The organism is Candidatus Edwardsbacteria bacterium RifOxyA12_full_54_48 (assembly GCA_001777915.1).
GTDB lineage: Bacteria > Edwardsbacteria > AC1 > AC1 > EtOH8 > UBA2226.
Genome location: MFFN01000005.1, coordinates 199390 through 217518, shown reverse-complemented (window position 1 = coordinate 217518; position 18129 = coordinate 199390). Strand labels below are relative to the sequence as shown.

At 49.4% G+C, this 18129-nt stretch carries 14 protein-coding genes; all 14 read right to left on the bottom strand.

The features are described 5' to 3' along the window. Window positions 1-4 precede the first annotated feature (4 nt). A complete protein-coding gene (locus A2273_09360) occupies window positions 5-1177 on the bottom strand; it encodes a 1-deoxy-D-xylulose-5-phosphate reductoisomerase (protein ID OGF07125.1) in 1173 nt (390 codons plus the stop codon). A gap of 136 nt (window positions 1178-1313) precedes the next feature. After that, entirely contained in the window at window positions 1314-2270 is a 957-nt protein-coding gene (locus tag A2273_09355; GenBank protein ID OGF07124.1) for a hypothetical protein, read from the bottom strand. Next, on the bottom strand, window positions 2260-3861 hold the full coding sequence (locus A2273_09350; protein ID OGF07123.1) for a hypothetical protein: 1602 nt from the start codon (window positions 3859-3861) through the stop codon (window positions 2260-2262). Before A2273_09350 ends, A2273_09355 begins: the two co-directional genes overlap by 11 nt. After that, window positions 3861-4544, bottom strand: coding sequence for a glycosyl transferase (locus tag A2273_09345; protein OGF07122.1), 684 nt, complete (start codon window positions 4542-4544; stop codon window positions 3861-3863). Before A2273_09345 ends, A2273_09350 begins: the two co-directional genes overlap by 1 nt. Further along, on the bottom strand, window positions 4545-6125 hold the full coding sequence (locus A2273_09340; GenBank protein ID OGF07121.1) for a hypothetical protein: 1581 nt from the start codon (window positions 6123-6125) through the stop codon (window positions 4545-4547). It abuts the gene before it with no gap. A gap of 15 nt (window positions 6126-6140) precedes the next feature. Beyond that, window positions 6141-7070 (bottom strand): NAD-dependent dehydratase, encoded by a 930-nt coding sequence (locus A2273_09335; protein ID OGF07120.1) that lies wholly within the window; start codon window positions 7068-7070, stop codon window positions 6141-6143. After that, entirely contained in the window at window positions 7067-8350 is a 1284-nt protein-coding gene (locus tag A2273_09330) for a UDP-glucose 6-dehydrogenase (protein OGF07119.1), read from the bottom strand. Before A2273_09330 ends, A2273_09335 begins: the two co-directional genes overlap by 4 nt. Further along, window positions 8347-9969 (bottom strand): hypothetical protein, encoded by a 1623-nt coding sequence (locus A2273_09325; protein OGF07118.1) that lies wholly within the window; start codon window positions 9967-9969, stop codon window positions 8347-8349. Before A2273_09325 ends, A2273_09330 begins: the two co-directional genes overlap by 4 nt. Continuing rightward, window positions 9970-11157, bottom strand: a complete 1188-nt coding sequence (locus A2273_09320; protein OGF07117.1) for a hypothetical protein — start codon at window positions 11155-11157, stop codon at window positions 9970-9972. 787 nt (window positions 11158-11944) lie between these two features. Continuing rightward, the gene (locus A2273_09315) at window positions 11945-12616 is read right to left on the bottom strand and encodes a hypothetical protein (GenBank protein OGF07116.1); all 672 of its coding nucleotides are present in this window, start codon (window positions 12614-12616) and stop codon (window positions 11945-11947) included. A gap of 95 nt (window positions 12617-12711) precedes the next feature. Then, entirely contained in the window at window positions 12712-13518 is an 807-nt protein-coding gene (locus tag A2273_09310) for a hypothetical protein (GenBank protein OGF07115.1), read from the bottom strand. 8 nt (window positions 13519-13526) lie between these two features. Beyond that, entirely contained in the window at window positions 13527-14312 is a 786-nt protein-coding gene (locus A2273_09305) for a hypothetical protein (GenBank protein ID OGF07114.1), read from the bottom strand. Window positions 14313-14502: 190 nt separating this feature from the next. Continuing rightward, on the bottom strand, window positions 14503-15183 hold the full coding sequence (locus tag A2273_09300; protein OGF07113.1) for a hypothetical protein: 681 nt from the start codon (window positions 15181-15183) through the stop codon (window positions 14503-14505). Then, the gene (locus tag A2273_09295) at window positions 15180-18098 is read right to left on the bottom strand and encodes a hypothetical protein (protein ID OGF07154.1); all 2919 of its coding nucleotides are present in this window, start codon (window positions 18096-18098) and stop codon (window positions 15180-15182) included. Before A2273_09295 ends, A2273_09300 begins: the two co-directional genes overlap by 4 nt. Between the last annotated feature and the right edge of the window lie 31 nt (window positions 18099-18129).

Below are 18129 nucleotides of genomic sequence, written 5' to 3'. Positions count from 1 at the left end.
TATCCTATCTTGTCTTGATGCTTGAAATGATTATTTTTTCTGCCTTGGCTCTGGAACGGCTGTCGGCATTGATGATATTGCCTATGTTGACCCGGCTGCCCGCCGGGAAACCGGACATTGTTTTTTCTATGACCGCCGGGATATCCATGAAGCCGATCCGGCCGTTTAGGAAATATTCCACCGCCACCTCGTTGGCGGCGTTCATCACCGCCGGGATGATGCCGTTGCGTGCAATGGCCCGGTAGGCCAGGTCCAGGCATTTGAAGGTCGTCCCGTCCGGTTTATGAAAAGTAAGCTGGCCCAGTTCATCCAGCCGGCAGTCTTTGATCAGCGATGGAAGCCTTTGAGGATAGGTCAGGGCGTATTGGATGGGTAGGCGCATATCGGGCGTCGAGAGCTGGGCGATTATGGAGCCGTCGTTGAACTCCACCATGGAGTGGATGATGGATTCAGGGTGTATCACCACCTTTATCCGCTCCGGCGGGATTCCGAACAGGTGGTGGGCCTCGATCATCTCCAGCCCCTTGTTCATCAAAGTGGCCGAATCTATGGTCACTTTGCGTCCCATGTTCCAGGTGGGATGGTTCAGGGCATGATGCGCCTTCACCGAGTGCAGCTGCTTTAAGGGATGCGAGCGGAACGGCCCGCCCGATGCCGTCAGGATAAGATTTTTGACAGTGGAAATATCCCGCCCGTCCAGGCACTGGTGCAGGGCCACATGCTCGCTGTCTATGGGCAGCAGCCGGATCTTTTTTAGTTTCACCGCCCGCATCACCAGCTGTCCGCCGGCCACCAGGGTCTCCTTGTTGGCCAGGGCCACATCGTGTCCGGCAGCGATTGCCGCCAGCGTCGGCTCCAGCCCGGCCGAGCCCACCAAAGCGTTGACCACTATATCGGCCTCGGAAAATGAGGCCAGCTGCTTCAATCCCTGCGGCCCGCGCACCAGATTGAACGGCGCTTTGGGGTGGTCTATGGCGGATATCCCGGTGGGATCCTGGCCGATGCAGACCATCTTGGGCCGGAACTTTTTTATCTGCTGAGCCAACAGGTCGAACCGGGAATTGGCCGCCAGCCCCACCACCCGGAACAGCCGGGGATATTTATTGATGACCTCCACGGTCTGGGTGCCGATGGACCCGGTGGAGCCCAGGATTATTATTTTCTTTGGCTTTGCCATTTCTTTTCGATTAATGATTTCTATTTATGCTTTCCTCGCTAAGCCACAAAGACACTGTGCTTTATTTTACAAAAGGAAACCATCCGTTGAATCCTTAGTTATCCGTTCAATCCGTGTTCTATTAGCCTGGTTCAAATTAATATTTCTTATATACCGGAACATCTCGCTGCAGCTCTTGACGCACTCGTATGATCATCTCGGCCAACAGCCCGGTGGATACGAACTGAATACTGGCAATGATGAAGACTATGCCCAGCAACATCAACGCAGTATGGCTGATGAATCCTTTGGCGATCCCATCTATCAGAATATACAACTCGATCAGGAAACCGAGGGAAAAGGAGAACAGGCCGGCAATGCTGAACAGATAGAGCGGTCGTTTTATGTATTGGGTTAGAAAGAACACCGTTAGCAAATCAATGAATCCGCCCATCCATCGCAATGATCCATATTTTGTTATCCCGTGTTTTCGGGGATCGTTCTCCACCTTGATCTCAGTTACCTTGTACCCTTGCCAAAAAGCCATTGCTGGTATAAACCGGTAGAGGTTGCCATAGACCCACATATTTTTGACAACTTCCCGACGGTAAGCCTTGAAAGGACAGTTAGTATCATGAATATTGAGATGGGTTACCCCCCTGGTCAGCTTGTTAAACATCTCCGACGAATACTTTCGCTTGCCCTTGCCAGTGTATTTCCAGCCCGTCACCAGATCATAACCTTCTTTGATCTTTTCCAAGAAATCAGGTATCTGCTCCGGGCGGTCTTGGAGATCTCCGTCCATGGTGATCACAACGTCGCCCTGGGCGGCATCAAACCCGACTATGTAGGCCTGCGACTTCCCCGAGTTTTTAGCGAGTGATAAGGCGGAAATGTTCTTGTTTTTTTTCTTCGCGTTTATTATTTCGGTCAGCGTAGCGCTGCGGCCATCGCTGTCGTGTGGTGTGTCGTTGCTGCCGTCATCAACGAACAACACTTCGTACGATTTTTTCAAGTTCTTCATGACGGCAGTCAGCCGCTGTGACAACTCTGCGATGTTCTCCCGCTCATTGTAGACCGGAATGACGATGGAAATATCTATTTTACTTGACATCGGAATTCTCCTTTAATTTCTGCAGCACATAGGTCGGCGGGTTGCCGTTGGCGTAGATTATTTTATATTTCTTGTCCAAAAGAGGTTGGACTGCCGGGATCAAATATCTCTGCCCCGTTCCGCTGACCGGCTCCACCATCACAAAATCGGCCTTTTCTATCGCCTTCAGCAAAGAATCCTGCCTGGTGGTGAAAGGATAGCAGAAATTCTTTCTTTCCGCGCCCAGATAGAACAGGGTCGGCTTGCGGGAGACCACGATGCTGCTTTCCGGCGTATTGTTCTTGACCCATTCCGCCGCGGCAAAGAAACTGCGCCAGGCCGGATCGTAACCGGAATATTTATCCCGGGGGTAATCTTTATTTGCTTCCAGGTTGCTGCCGATCCTGTTCCAGCCGGCCGAAACATTTGCAGCGGCTATAAGGAATAACAGCATCACCGCCGGCCAGAATGCCTTTCTTTTGAAAACCAATGAAACACCGTATTGATAGGCCTGCACCAGATAGAACAGCAAAAACGGCAGCAGAGGCAGCAAGAATCTGATGTCCGACCAGGCCTCCGGCCACAACAGGGACATCCCCAGATAAATAATAACGAACCAATCGTAGCCTTTGGGATTTTTGATGATCCTGGCTATCAAAACAATTACAGCCGGAATCACGGTTAGCAGCATTATTATCACCAGGCCTCCGGACAGCCCCCAGTCATCGGCCGCCGGGAACATCATCCTGGGCAGAACATTTATAGAATATATCTTAAGGTTGGCAAAAAATCTCTGCACTAATCCGCCGATCCCCAACAATCCCAGCTCCGGCTGGTAGGGGTCCCGCATCAGAAATTGTTCCAGGTAACCGCCAGACGTCCCGTAATGGCTGTTGCGCAGGGACCAGGGAATGGTCAGTGCGATGCACCCGATTATGAATATTGCTGACGTCTTGAACTTCCTTTTGAAAAGAAGATATATGAAGATCCCTAGATACAAAGCTATCCCGGCGCTGCGGATATAATTCGCAAAGACTGCGGACAGAATGACCCCGGACAGCCAAAGAGGCCCGCCGCGCTTTTCCCATTTTTTCAGGGTCAGAAATGTCAGCAGGACAAAAAGGGTGAAGGGCAGCTCGGACAGCACCCAATGGGTATATTCCAGAAAATAGGGATTGATGGCCAGCAGCCAGACCGGCGCTATGTAAAGAGCTTTCTTGTCCTCCTTTATCAGGAGCCAAAAAGCCAGCAGGGACAGCAGTCCCGACAGCCAGGGGATAAGCTTGTACCAGGCGTAGGGCATTTTCAGCAATGATGCCGGCGTCAGCAGCAGCGGGAACCCGAAGGGATACTGGGTATGGGCTTTCCCCTCCGGGGTCCATATCTCGCTCAAGCCCTGGCCCTGGGCCAGCGACTTGGACAGCGACACATAGGCCGCATTGTCCCCCCCCACGAAAGGCTTGGGATCGAACATCAGCAGGGAGATCAAAATGAACAGCGCCAGAATTGAGACCAACAGCCACCGGGAATGCTTTGCCGCCCATTCCGAAAGATCAAAACCGCCTTGGGCAGTGGTTTCGTTTGGAGCCGGTATTTTTTTCTTCCGGGCCATCAATTTACAAATCGGTATTTGATCAGGGTCCAGATGGCCGGCAGGGCGTCGTACCAGTGGATCTTCTTGCCCTCGTGGTAATCCCTGCCGTCGTAGGTGATGGGCATCTCGTAGACCCTAAGCTTACGGTTCTTGAATATCTTGGCGGTGATCTCCGGTTCGATGTCGAACCTGAATGATCTGAGATTTAGATCCTTGATCACCTCCGACCGGAATACCTTGTAGCAGGTCTCCATGTCGGTCAGCATGGTGTTGTACAGAACATTGGTCAGGGCGGTCAAAAACTTGTTGCCCAGATAATGCCAGACCATGAACACCCGGTGGGTGCCGTAGAACCTGGAGCCGTAGACCACGTCGGCCGCTCCCCGCACGATGGGTTCCACCAGCCGGGGGTATTCCTCCGGGGAGTATTCCAGGTCGGCATCCTGGATGATGACGATGTCCCCGGTGCATTCCCGGATCCCGGTGCGGATCCCGGCCCCCTTGCCCAGATTGTAGGGATGGTATGATATCTTGATGCCCGGCCGGCCTTCGTAAGTTTTCAGTATGTCCTTGGTTCCGTCGGTGGAATAATCGTCAACTATCACCAGCTCCTTTTCGATGGGCACCGCCAGCACCCGGGCGATTATCTTTTCGATGGTGGCCTTTTCGTTGTAGACCGGCATGATCACGGAAAGTTTCATTTAAAAGGACCTTTCGTAAATGGTTATCTCGGGGTAGAAGTAATTCCAGTCGGCCAGGGGATATCCCTCGAATTTTATTCCCCAGCACTGGGGGATCCTTTTGAACACCCGGCTGGCCCGGTAATCTTCCTTGAGATCTCTGAAGAACTCATCCCGCACCTCGGGGGCCACCCGGCAAAAGGCGTACTGTTTGGACTCGTATTCGCTGACGATGATCAGGGGCGGATGAAAATATTCCAGCTTGGCCGGATCGTAATCCAGCCGCAGCAGGTGATACTGGCTCTCATCCAGGGGCGGGGTGTAGAACCACAGCCGGCCGGCCAGTCCGATGATCGAGTCAAAAGACACATGCTGTTTGATATATTCCGCCGCCGCCTCCCGGGTGTCCTGCCCGGACATCACCTTCACCCAGGCCAGGCTGTTGGCCAGGGCGTAACCGGAGGTCAAAAGGACCAACATGCCGGCGATCAACGAAAAACTGCGGCGCTTGAAATATCTCCCGGCCTTTTCCGCCGCATAGATGATCAGCAGCACCATCAGGGGGACTATCAGCACCATGTGCCGCATATAGGGCGAAGCCTTGTAGCCGTAGATCAAAAGATACGGCACAATGCCGGCCGCCAGGATCAGGCCGGTTTTATCGGGCTTTATAACCAGCGCTGACAGTGATGCCAGGAACAATATCCATCCCGGCCAGCCCAGGGAATGCCGGCTGGTGTAGAGCCAGGGATACAGCCAGTCGGTGGCAAAATCGTTGTAAGCAAGCAGGCTGCTTATCCCGTCCTTCCATTCGGCGAAGGACAGCACCGAATACGGGCATCCCAGCAGGAATCCTGCGATCAGGCAGCCGTTAAAAAGGGAAACTTTGATCGGCGCTTTTTCAATATGCTGGTCGCGGTTCATTTTCTGCCGGATCAAAAGAACTCCGAAAACCGATACTACGCCCGCCAGGGCGTTGTATTTGGTGGCCACCGCTGATCCCGACACCAATCCGGCGACCGCCCACATCCAAAGCCGGTTATCCTTGAAAGCCTTGATGATCAACCACAGCGCCGCCAGGAACCAGAATCCCACCGGGCCGTCCACCGTCAGGTAGTGCGATTGTATCACCATGGTCGGCATTACGGCCGCCAGCCAGGCCCCGGCCAGGGCATATATCTGGTCTTTAAAGAACTCCCGCCCCAGCAAGTAGGTCAGCCAGATGGTCAGCACCCCCAGAGCCACGCTCAGGGAACGGGCCGTCAGCCAGATCCTGGAAACGTGATCCAGGGTCACCGTGGATGCTTCGTCCATTATCTCCCTGGGCGAGGGGACGAACTTTGCGGTATGGGCCATCCACCACAGCGCGCCTATCAGGTAATAGTGCAGGGTGGGATTGACAAAGTAATGCGGGTTGAGCACCTCCTCCGCGGTGGACATCTTCAGCAGGGTGGTGAAGGCCACGCTTTCATCGGGATGATAGGCTTTCCAGTAGGGCGCCCGGGGGATCCCCCAGTTCAGGCCGCCCACCCTCAGCAGCAGGCCGTTCAGCAGTATCAAGCCCAGCAGCAGATATGAAAGGACCTTTTTGTTTACCCGCATCCCGCCTGCCATTGCTTACTTTTTTGCCGCGAACCAGTCGATGGTCTTTTTGATCCCGGCCTCAAATCCGATCTGGGGCTCCCAGTTCAGGATCTTCCTGGCCCGGCCGATGTCGGGCCGCCGCACCTTGGGATCGTCGGCCGGCAGCGGTTGGTGCTCGATGGCCGACCCGGTGCCGGTGTATTTCTTGATGGCCCGGGCGAATTCCAGAATGGACATCTCCTGGGGGTTGCCCAGGTTTATCGGCTGGTGCTCCGACGACTTGATGGTCAGATAGATGCCCTCTATCAGGTCCGAGGCGTAGCAGAAGCTGCGGGTCTGGCTGCCGTCCCCGAAAACCGTCAGGGGACGGTTGTTCAGAGCCTGGTCGATCAGGGTGGGGACCACCCGCCCGTCGTCCAGGCGCATCCTGGGCCCGTAGGTGTTGAATATCCTGACGATACGGGTGTCGATACTGCGATAGCGATGGTAGGCCATGGTCAGGGCCTCGGCGTAGCGCTTGGATTCATCGTAGACACTGCGCGGCCCGATGGGGTTGACGTTGCCCCAGTACTCCTCGCTCTGGGGATGCACCAGAGGGTCGCCGTATACCTCTGAGGTGGAGGTCAGCAGGAATCCGGCCTGCTTCTCCCTGGCCAGTTCTAAAAGATTATGAACGCCGTACGACCCCACCAGCAGTATCTCCATGGGGATCTTGACGAAATCTATCGGGCTGGCCGGCGAGGCCAGGTCGAGGATGAAATCTATCTTTCCTTCAATCTTGAAAGGCTGGGTGACATCCTGTTCGATGAAACTGAAATCCTTGTTCCCCCGCAGGTGGCTGATGTTCTCCAGACTCCCGGTGATCAGGTTGTCCAGGGCCGTCACCTGGTGCCGGTCGGACAGCAGGCGGTCGCACAGATGGGAGCCCAAAAAGCCGGCTCCCCCGGCCACCAGCAGTCTCATCGGCCGATGCCCTGGTATATGAATCCCAGCTCCTTCATCTTTCCGGGATCGAAGATGTTACGCCCGTCGGCGATGGCCGGGACCTTCAGGAGGGATCTGATCCTGGCCAGGTCCAGTTTTTTGAATTCCTCCCACTCGGTGACTATCACCAGGCAGTCGGCATCCCGGGCTGCGTCATATGGATCATTGCAATAGTGGACGTCCTTCAGCACCTGCCGGGCCCGGTCCATGGACACCGGATCGTAGGCCCGGATCTTGGCTCCGTCCTTCTGCAGGGCCTCGATGATGTCGATGGAAGGGGCGAAGCGCATGTCGTCGGTGTTGGGCTTGAAGGCCAGCCCTAATATGCCGATGGTCTTGCCGGAGATGTTCCACACCAGCTCCTCGATCTTCTTGACGAACAGTTTCTTCTGGTCTTCGTTGATCTCCTCCACCGCCTTCAGCAGCTTGAAATCGTATCCCAGCTTTTCCGAGATCCGGATGAAGGCCTGCAGGTCCTTGGGGAAGCAGAAGCCGCCAAAACCTATCCCGGCGTTCAAAAAGCTCCGGCCGATCCTCCGGTCCAGGCCCATGCCCTCGGCCACCTGTTCCACGTTGGCTCCGGATTTCTCGCAGACGTTGGCCACCGCATTGATGAAGGAGATCTTCATGGCCAGAAAGGAATTGGAGGCGTGCTTGATCAGCTCCGAGCTCTGGATGTCGGTGGCTACGATGGGGCAGCCCAGCGGCGAATACAGCTCCAGTAGCATTTTTCTGGCCCGCTCGGAATCGGTGCCGAACACCACCCGGTCGGGCTTCAGGGAATCCTCGATGGCGGTGCCCTCCCTCAGGAACTCCGGGTTGGAGGCCACGTCGAACTCCACCTTGTTGAGGTTGTTGACCGCCATGGTCTGCTTGACCCGGTCCCCGGTCTGCACCGGCACGGTGGATTTCTCCACCACCAATTTATATGATTTCATCCGGCGGGCCACGGTGGCGGCCACGGTCTCCACCGCCGAAAGGTCGGCCTCCCCGTTGGGCCGGGGCGGGGTGCCCACCGCAATGAAGATGATGTCCGATTTGTCGGTGGCCTCCTCGATGGAGGTTGAGAACTCCAGACGCTGAAGATTCTTGTCCATCAGTTCCTTCAACCCCGGCTCGTATATCGGGATCTGGCCCTTCTTCAGCATCTCGATCTTGGCGGCATCATTGTCCACGCAGATCACCTGATGCCCCCATTCGGCGAAACAAACCCCCGACACCAGGCCCACGTAGCCGGTGCCCACCACTGCCAGCTTCATTCTTTCCTCCTGTAGATTATTATTTTATCATCCTGCCAGAAAGCCACCTGGTTCTTTCCCTTCTCCTTGGCGTGATACATGGCCTGATCGGCCTTTTCTATCAGCGCCCGGTACTCCTGGCCGTCAGCGGGGCAGTTCACCACCCCGATGCTGGCGGAAAGCTGCTTGCCCCCCGGCTTTCTTTCGGCAAACTCCGTATGGTAGATGCTGTGTCTGATGCTCTCGGCCTTCTCCACCGCTGTTTGATTTTCCACCCCCGGCAGGATCACAGCGAACTCGTCTCCGCCGTAGCGGAAATAGACCGCCTCCTTTACGCCCACCGCTGTTATCATGATATCGCCCAGGCGCTTCAGTATCTCGCTGCCCTTAAGATGGCCGAAATTGTCGTTGTATTCCTTGAAGAAATCCAGATCCAGCCATATCAGGGACACTATGGCCTGCTTCTTTTGCCAGTGCTCCAGCCGGCGGCCGAATTCCTCGATGAAGTAGCGGTAGTTGTGAAGCCCGGTCAGTCCGTCGGTGGTGGCCTCCTTCTCCTTCTCCTCCAGGATACCGGCATTCTCTAGGGCCACCGCAGTATAGCTGGCCACCAGCGTCATGGCCGCCAGCTCGCTCTGGTTGAACTTGCGGTTGGACTTGACCTCGGAGATGTTGATCACCCCGATCCGCCTGTCGCGGATGATCAGCGGGACCACCAGCATGGAGCGGATCCGGTTGTGGTAGTGCTTGGGCGAGGGAACGAACAGGGGCTCCTTGTCGGTGTCCGGGACATTGAGCGGCTGGCCGGTCCTCAACACTTCGCCGGCGATGCCCTGGTCGCTCTTCAGCCTCAGCTTGCCCACCGCCCCGGCCCGGACGCCCCGCGAGGCCCTTAAGACCAGCTCATTGGAGTCGTGATCCAGCAACAGTATGGAACAGCGGTCGGCCTGCAGCAGGTCCTGCACCGCATCCAGCGTCAGGTTCAGGGTCTCCTCGATGTTGCGGGAGGAGGAAAGCAGGGCGCCCATCCCGAACAGGGCGGCTGACTGGATGTCGGATGCCGTCTTGGTCCATTCGTCGGCTATCTGGCACAGCTCCTGGTTGCGTAGCCGCCATCTCTTCTGCTGGTCGGACAGCAGTCCGGCCCAGAAGGCGGTCAGCGACAGCAGCCCGATCTTGAACAACAGGTCGTATAAAAAGTACTGGTCCCAGCTTAGTTCGCCCCTCCATATCAGAGCCAGAAAATACATCCCCGAGGCCAGGACGGTGACCTTCAGGGCCGCCTGACGGTTGCTGGAGACCGCCGCCATGAATATCGTCAGATAATAGAGATAGAAGAACTGGCTTTGGGCCCCCAGGGTAAAAGCTATCAGCAGAGTGGCGAACACCAGATCGAACACCAGGCTCACCCATAAGGCTCTCAGTATTTTGAGCATCCTTCTTCCGGCAAAGAACACCAGCAGGTTGTAAAGAGCCGCCAGGCCCAGCGTCAGGTACAGGCCCAAATAGTGCCCGGCCATGGCCTGGGGACGCAGGGTCACCAGCAGCAGGGCCAGGAACAGCACCGCCCACCTGACCCAGCTGGATAACTTCTCCTCAAAGGAGATGATGTGTATGGCTCTTTTGGCTCGGTTCGGCATTTACTTTTCCCCTGAGCTTTTGCCTGCCAGGAACCCGGTGGACCAGGCTATCTGCAGGTTGTACCCGCCGCAGGGCCCGTCCAGATTCAGTATCTCCCCGCAGAAATATAATCCCCTGACCTTTTTGGATTCCATGGTGGCCTGATCTATCTGGTCGGGATCCACCCCGCCGGCCGTCACCACCGCTTCGTCGAAGCCCCGCAAGGATGTCACCGTAAATCTGATATCCTTTAAAAGCTCGATGACTTTTTTGCGCTGTGCGGCGTTCAACTGGTTGACCCTCAGGTCGTCGCCGATCCCGCAAAGTGCTATGAACACCGGTATCAGCTTGGCCGGCAGGTATTCCTTGATGAATATTTTGAAGGTCTTTTTGCCAGATTCGACGATCTCTCTTTGCAGCCGCCGATTTAATGTCTCTTCATCCAGGGCCGGTTTCAGGTCCAAATGACAATCCACCGGGCCAGTATCCAGCCAGAGGCCTACCGCGCGGCTGGCATCCAGCACGATCGGCCCGGAGATGCCGTAGTGGGTGAAAAGCATCTCCCCGAAATATTTTATTTTTTTGGAGCCCCGTCCAAAGGTCAGTTCCGAATTTTTCAAGCTTAAGCCCTGCAGTTCCTTTACGAAATCCTCTTTGACATTGAGCGGCACATCCGATGGTTTCAATGGAGTGACCTTGTGCCCCAGATCTGCGGCCCAGGAGTACCCGTCCCCGGTGGAGCCGGTGCCGGGATAGGACTTGCCCCCGGTGGCAATGACCAATCTGTTCGATCGGTAAACTTCGGTTCCGGCCGTAACGCTGAATCCCTCCCGTTCTTTTCGGATGCCGGTGACCCTGACATTGGTTGTCACCTTGGCCCTTCCGGCAGCCAGATATCCCTCCAATGCCTCCAGCACGTCGCGAGAGCTGTCGCTCTCCGGGAAATACCGCCCGCCCCGCTCCAGCTTGCACTTGAGGCCCAGTTCTTCGAAGAATTTTAAGGTGGATTCAAAACCGAATCGGGTCAGCGGACCGAACAGGAACAGGGCCTGGGGGCCGCAGTCGGCGATGAATTTCTTTACTTCCAGGTTATTGGTGATGTTGCAGCGGCCCTGACCGGTGATCAACAGTTTTTTGCCCAGGGAAGGCATTTTTTCCAATAAAATAACAGACGATCCGCTTTCGGCCGCTTTTCCGGCCGCCATCATCCCTGCAGGACCACCGCCGATGACTATTACATCTATTTTTGATTTTTCCGAAGTAGCGATAAAATTGACCTTATTTGTGTATCTACAATAACTTACATAATACCAAATTTTATGTCAACTTTGCAATATATTTGTGAAAAATATTTGATTTTTATGGGACGCTGATTTACGCAGATACCCGCTGATTCTTTTACCGCTAAGGCACTAAGAACGCAAAGGTTTTTACTTTTAGCGCCACCCCCAGTCATTCCTGTGAAGACAGGAATCCAGGGTTTTACCGACCTCACCCTACCCCTCTCCAGATAAATCTGGCGAGGGAACCGTCATTGCGAGATGGCATATCTTTACACTAACAAAGCAATCCAAACCCTCCCCTCTAAAAAGAGGGGATCAAGAGCCTGCACTGAGGTTTGCCAGTATTGCCCTTTCGAAGTGGGTGAGTCATAAACCCACCTCTCCCGTCCTAACCCCTGCCCCTTCGCTTGAATAAATATAATTCTTCTCAGTGCAGGCTCTTCCCCGTAAGGGAAGGGGTGCGTTATTCCCCCTCCACATTGTCGCAGATCCGCCGTGGAGGAGAGGGGGTTGGCCTGTCCGCCTATACGGACTACCTGCTAATGGCGGAGGGCGGTCATTGCGAAATGCCTTTGGTTTAATCCACACAAGGCCACTTTTTGGGCAAAAAAATAGGCCTTGTAAAAGGCCTTAAGGGTTTCTACCTGTTAATATTTGGAAAGTCAATAAAAAATGGTCTGTTATGGGTTTGTTGTGAATGTATAGTTTATTTTTAAAACGTTCTAAAACAACTGCCGCACATAGTTTTTTTCATTGATGTATTAGCTTCTCGGCCGCAAACATGACAGAAATTTTCTTGAAAATTAATATTGCTGAATTCCGCCCACGTTCTATAACAGAAACTGCAGAAAGGCCTGGTTGGGTCAAAATCTATACTGGCATGGCAACGGATGCAATATCCTTGCCTACCATTATTGTAGACTGCGTGGTTTTCTTTTACGGAGTTAGCGCCATTCAGATAATGACGGACAGCATTTTGTTTTATGGACAAAGCTTCGTTTAAAACCTCACTATATAACTTTGAGTTTTCTTCTTTTGAAATGTAAATACCCATTTCCCGGTTCTTCTCGGAATACTCGTATAAGTTCATGGAGGTGATCACTGCATCCTTTTCATTTAAATAACATTTGGCATGCAGCATTTCCAAATAATGAACGTTGAGATTCTTGATTGCAGTAAGTTTTTCTTCCTCTGAAGTTGAAATGTCTTTTTTCTTGCCAAAAACAAGGTCTATTTTAATGTTTTTCTTACCGGCCTCTACAAGCCTTTCAATGTACATATCGGAAACACTTAAATAGGGAGAAACAAGCATTATAAATTCATTGGCGGAACGCAATATACCTTCTATTTCACCGGATATTTGTTTTGTTGTCAAGAAGCGCATCAGTTTTGTCCTTTTACGAATAGACTAAGGTTAGTTAACTAATTTGTGTTTAAGCGGGCAGATTGAACGGCAGCGGTGGTATTTATTGACACATTTCAAACAACAACGTTGTCGGAAATAAAATCGTGTATTAAATCCAACAATAGAAATGTTTTTAACGAATTCACCTCATTGTATTTACTACAAAAACCGTGTAACATCCCGTGCCTGTTATATCCATTTACAGACTGTTGGTTTTCAAAATCAACAACATCAAATAGTTCAATTATGCGATTTATATTTAATGATATTCTAAGATTTCTTGACAATGTTGTTTGCTCTTGTGTTGTTATATTGTTTGTAAGTAGTTTATCATATTGTGTTTTTAAATCCCCACAATATTCATATTTCTTTTTGAAATTATTTCTCCAAGGATCATTGCGTTTAGTGTTTTCTGTAAATTCTCTTATTATTCCTTCTATTTGAGGGACCAAAGCAAGCGTCGACAATACATATTTTTTCTTTTTGTGTGCCCACAAAGCTTCCTTGAATATATTGTTTCTTTTTCTAAAATTGTTGCTTGACCATTTTCCAATAATTTTATCAAGCATCTTATAATTGTTTTGCCTATATAATAACACAACCAGCATATCTACATATCTTTTCCCAACATTTTTAGGTTTACTTTCTATACGATTATAAATATAGGCCATCTGATTCGGGGTCAAAGTTTGGAGAAATGGTGCCATCCACCATTCGTATAGCCCTAAAGCAATATAGAGGTTGGTAAAGGTCAAATCAATCTGCTTTACCCAAATATCTAATCCCTGCTTTATCCAGGAAATAACGTTACTTTCGAATTGCATTAAAGATGTTGTTAATTCACGTATTTCTTTTTGAAATAGTTCAGTAATCATTATCATCTACGACCTTAATTCTTACCTTTTGATAAATATTTTTCTTCTTTTGTGTAGTGCTGCTCAAGCTTGTCTAATATATTTGAAAGGATTAAAGCCAGTTTAACGTTAAATTCAGTATATTCTATTTTTTTACATCTGATAACATCCGAAGTGGCTTGTTTTTTAAGCAACGGTAGATTGGATTTAAAGCTAAATTTGATATCAGTATTATTTTCTGTTAAGACTGTATATAAACCAAGATAGCGAAGTTTATCATCATCATAAGATTCATGATGAATAATTGCATTTCGTTCTTGTCTGTATTTCTCAAGATGCTTACTTAATGGTTTTAAAGCTTGGGGTATATCTGTTCTTTTGACTTTCATATTATTTACAATTACTTCACGGCGGCAATTAGATGAATCATTTTGCAGATGAAAAACAGCATCAATTAGTTGTAAAACTCTATCATAAACAGAATTAACCCGTATTAAATAGTTTTCTATGTGGTATGCCAAATGCTCATACCTGCTAATGCCAGATTTTTTCATTGAATATGTCGCTGCATAATTACTGATGTATAAAACTGAATAATCAAGCTGGCTACACCATGAAATTAAATTCCCCGTCCGCCTACCTACTTCTATCTTATAGTATTGATGCTCGTCGGGCACGGGGCCATCCTTCTTAAATAAAGAAGTTGGTTTATCTCCATCAACCTCCATTAAAGCATTAGCCGCGTTTAATAAAAAGACACTGACAACTTTATGCATTTGCAACTTGCGTAGTTCCATTTCTATTTTGTTTTCAATCATCATTCACCCTTCACCACTTTTATCTCTTCCTTGGTTAGGCCGTATAGCTCGTAAACTAATTTGTCTATCTGCTTGTCAGTGGCTGCAATTTGGCGGGTTATGGTTTCTTTTTCGTTGGGGTTTTAAATTGAAAGTAACTGTTTGCTAAGATATAGAATTTGGTCAACTTTTGCGACTATTATATCGTGCTATTTTATATTTTAACCCATTCCTGAAAATTAAGCCTTTGTTTTTCTTCTAACGTATAGTGAACAACATTATTAAATCTCATCCACTCAGGGTTTAAAGGTAATGCCGCATAAATATTATGATAGCATATAGCTGATATTTCACTGTTTATACTTTCGTGTAGGGTCACAACAGCACTTAGGGTTGTATTGTGCTGCTCGGTAACCTTCCGCTTTCCACCTCTTCGCCGGTCTATAATTAACGGCGCTATCTTAATATCAGTGGGAAAACCAACGTCTACACATTCAAGCCCATACATGGCGGTTTTAATATTATATGAATCAGTATGCCTAATGCCAATATTTATATTATCGTATAAAATCAATATTGCTGGTTGCTTATCTTTTGCCAATACATGCAGCTGCTTCATTGCATCCGTTATTTTTTGTCTTGCTCTTTTCCCAGGAGTATCACCATGAATACCAGTACTGCCCTTTGTGCGTAAATTTTCAATAAGAATCAAGTCTTCATCATTTGGGTCGAACTGTTTTACTTCTACAATTACACGATTGTCAAACAATATAATTTCATAATCTGGGGTCTGTAGCCCTTGTTCAGAAGCAGTGGGAATTTTATTGAACAAAATGCCATTTGAATTACAAAGGGTTTCAAATAATTCCTCGGATTTTGTTTTGGCATCTATCATTCCCCCTCCACCACCTTTATCTCTTCCTCTGTTAATCCGTATAGCTCGTAAACCAATTTATCTATCTGCTTATCTGTAGCTGTAATTTGGCGGGTTAGGGTTTCTTTTTCGTTGGGATTTTTAATCCCGTTAATATCACTTTTAAGTTTTATCATTTTGTCGACTAAAACAACCATGCCTTTTCTATAAGCTTTATCATTTACTTTATTTGTAATAGGAACTTGCCCTAAACTAAATATTGTAACTTGTGGAAACGAGTTTTTAAAATCAGAAAAAGACAACTTCCAATAATATTCTATTAACTTTGAATTCAGTATGCCCAATATTGTTTTTTCAACATCTATGTCTTGATGAATTATTGTAAATATATTACCTGTTACTGCAATAGGTTTTTCTATAATTGCTGCCGTTGGCCTAGTGCCTATCTGCCTAATAACTACTTTGTGCTTTGCAAAATGAACTGCTTCGTCCCAACAACCGCCAGATGTCTTAGGCCTAACAAATTTAACAAACGATGAATAGTTATTTGCATAGTACCTAAATATATCACCGCCAGACAAAATAGGCACATACTCATTAGTCATCTTCCTTTCGGAAATATATTTGTCTTTATCGCCAGTAATTAAACCTCTATTGACAGACGTAACATCTATCAACTTTTTATTTTCATTATTTAATTTAGCGATAAGACCAACATTTTTCTCATTAAGCAAAACATTCCATACTTTGCCTTCCAGTTCTGAGAATCTATTTTGTTTAATGCAGTGATAAGGAATCCCAGCATTATATTTTGCTTTTTCTAATTCTAATGTTGTTTTTATGATGTTATTGTTCCGGGCATTCTCTCTTGGCTCTTTTTCAACAACCAAGACACAGGTGTAAACGTCTGCCTGTTCAAATATTTTTTCCCCTGCTAATCCAATTTTATTAATGCATACATTGTTTAACATCCATTCTCTAAGGTTTTCAACATGTACATTATTTAATAGAGTTGCAGGGATAATATAACCAAGCAACCCATTATCTTTTTGCAACCGTATACCTTTTTGAAGAAATACATGAAATAGATCAATTTTAAACTCTGCAACTGTATAATGGCTCTTTGTATAATCTAAAATCTCATTTGATGTATTATGGGGTTGTATCATTCTATACGGCGGGTTCCCTATCACAGCATTAAACCCGCCCCGCTTCATTATCACCGGGAACTCCCTTTCCCAGTCAAACGGGTTTATTTTGGCGCCGTCTTCGTTAGAAACCCCACCCTTACTCCCTCCCATCGAGGGGAGGGCCGGGGAGAGGTTTATCTGCCCCTCGTAAAAATCCGGCCCGATCAAACTATTCCCGCATTTTATATTTCCATCAATATTTGGCAAGGCCCGTTCCTTGAACATCTTCAACTGCTGTTCCATGCCTTCCCGGCTTTCGTTCTCCAGCACCTTCAAAAGCAAGGACAGCTTTGTCACCTCCACCGCCTGGCTGTCAATGTCCACGCCAAAGATATTGTTCAAAAGAATCTTCTTGGCCTCGCTGGTGGTCAAACGCCAAGCCCCGCGCCCGTCGGCAAAAACGGCCTTGGGGTATTTCTTGGGTTCGTTGGCCATATACCAGTTCAAATGGTATTCCAGCAGGTATTTATACGCGCCGATCAGGAACGAGCCGGAGCCGCAGGCGGGGTCAAGTATTTTGATGGATTCGATTTCCTTCGGGGTCAGGGATGCAGGCCTCTCTCCGCTGCGGGGAGAGGTTGGAGAGGGGTCAGACTTGGGGGCCAACAACGCCCCCACCGTATTCTTCACAATATAATCAACGATATATTGCGGGGTGTAATATACGCCCCCGGCCTTGCGCACCTCGGGTTTTTCCTCCACCTTGGCATGATGCCCGGCGGTTAAGCGGATGACCTTGCCCAAAAACTGCTCGTAAACCTGCCCTAATATTTCTATGGGCATCTGGGAGAACACGTAGGGCGAGGCCGGATAATACATCTGCCCGATTATTTCGCTTAGGGTCTTGTCGTCTATTTTCAGCCGTGTGGTTATCTGGTCTTTAGTGAAGTCGAACAGCCCGGCGTTATAGCGGTCATCGGCCAGTTTGAAAAGGTTGATCAGCCTTTTGTAAATGTTTTCCGAGGTTAGCAAACCTTTTAAATTTTCCGAAGCTTCCAGGTTCCGGTCTTCACATATCCGCAGGAAAATGATCCGGTCAATTATGGTCTGCACCGCATAATTCAGGTCATCATTACTTAACTTTTCATTTCTCATGGCCAGATTCTTGGCCAGTATCTCCCGCCAGTGCTCGATATCCTTTAAGAATTCCTTGTCAACCTCGCTGGTGCCCTTCTTTTTGGCGTCGGCCTGGGCAAACTTGTCGAATGTGCCCTTTAGTACGGCTTCTTTGGAGAAAAGGTCGTATATCTCATCGAATTTTTCCAGGTATTGGTCATAGGTGTAAAAAGCCACCCGGCCCACCGAGGCCTTGTCGGCGGGCTTGGGCTTTAGGCGGCAGTCGTAAACCGCCAATTCGTCAAAATCGGAAAGAATAGCCAAAGATAATTTTGCCGACCAGGAATAACGCCGCACCTGGTAGGCCGGGCCGATATCTTCTTTTATGGAAACCGACGGCTTCTTGGCTTCCACAAAAAACTTGCGCTGTCCGCCGACTCTGAAGGAATAATCCGGGGCCTTGGTCTGCTCCCCAACCTTGATGGCGTCTTCGTGGATCACGTCCTTGTACTGCTCGGCCAAGCCCTCTTTATTTGTTACATCCCAACCCAACGCCTCGAAAAACGGATCAAGAAACTCCCGGCGCAGTTGGGTTTCGTTGTATGAACCGTTCCTATAACTTTCTTCGTTCTGACGGAATTTTAATATCAGGCTCTCTATCTGTTTTTGGGCAATTTGCCGCTGGCTCATGTTTACCTCATATCGTTTAGTAATTGCGTTA

Coding starts and splice junctions, on each gene's coding strand:
- A2273_09360 (OGF07125.1), bottom strand. CDS start 1,177: ATGGCAAAGCCAAAGAAAATAATAATCCTGGGCTCCACCGGGTCCATC.
- A2273_09355 (OGF07124.1), bottom strand. CDS start 2,270: ATGTCAAGTAAAATAGATATTTCCATCGTCATTCCGGTCTACAATGAG.
- A2273_09350 (OGF07123.1), bottom strand. CDS start 3,861: ATGGCCCGGAAGAAAAAAATACCGGCTCCAAACGAAACCACTGCCCAA.
- A2273_09345 (OGF07122.1), bottom strand. CDS start 4,544: ATGAAACTTTCCGTGATCATGCCGGTCTACAACGAAAAGGCCACCATC.
- A2273_09340 (OGF07121.1), bottom strand. CDS start 6,125: ATGCGGGTAAACAAAAAGGTCCTTTCATATCTGCTGCTGGGCTTGATA.
- A2273_09335 (OGF07120.1), bottom strand. CDS start 7,070: ATGAGACTGCTGGTGGCCGGGGGAGCCGGCTTTTTGGGCTCCCATCTG.
- A2273_09330 (OGF07119.1), bottom strand. CDS start 8,350: ATGAAGCTGGCAGTGGTGGGCACCGGCTACGTGGGCCTGGTGTCGGGG.
- A2273_09325 (OGF07118.1), bottom strand. CDS start 9,969: ATGCCGAACCGAGCCAAAAGAGCCATACACATCATCTCCTTTGAGGAG.
- A2273_09320 (OGF07117.1), bottom strand. CDS start 11,157: ATGATGGCGGCCGGAAAAGCGGCCGAAAGCGGATCGTCTGTTATTTTA.
- A2273_09315 (OGF07116.1), bottom strand. CDS start 12,616: ATGCGCTTCTTGACAACAAAACAAATATCCGGTGAAATAGAAGGTATA.
- A2273_09310 (OGF07115.1), bottom strand. CDS start 13,518: ATGATAATGATTACTGAACTATTTCAAAAAGAAATACGTGAATTAACA.
- A2273_09305 (OGF07114.1), bottom strand. CDS start 14,312: ATGATGATTGAAAACAAAATAGAAATGGAACTACGCAAGTTGCAAATG.
- A2273_09300 (OGF07113.1), bottom strand. CDS start 15,183: ATGATAGATGCCAAAACAAAATCCGAGGAATTATTTGAAACCCTTTGT.
- A2273_09295 (OGF07154.1), bottom strand. CDS start 18,098: ATGAGCCAGCGGCAAATTGCCCAAAAACAGATAGAGAGCCTGATATTA.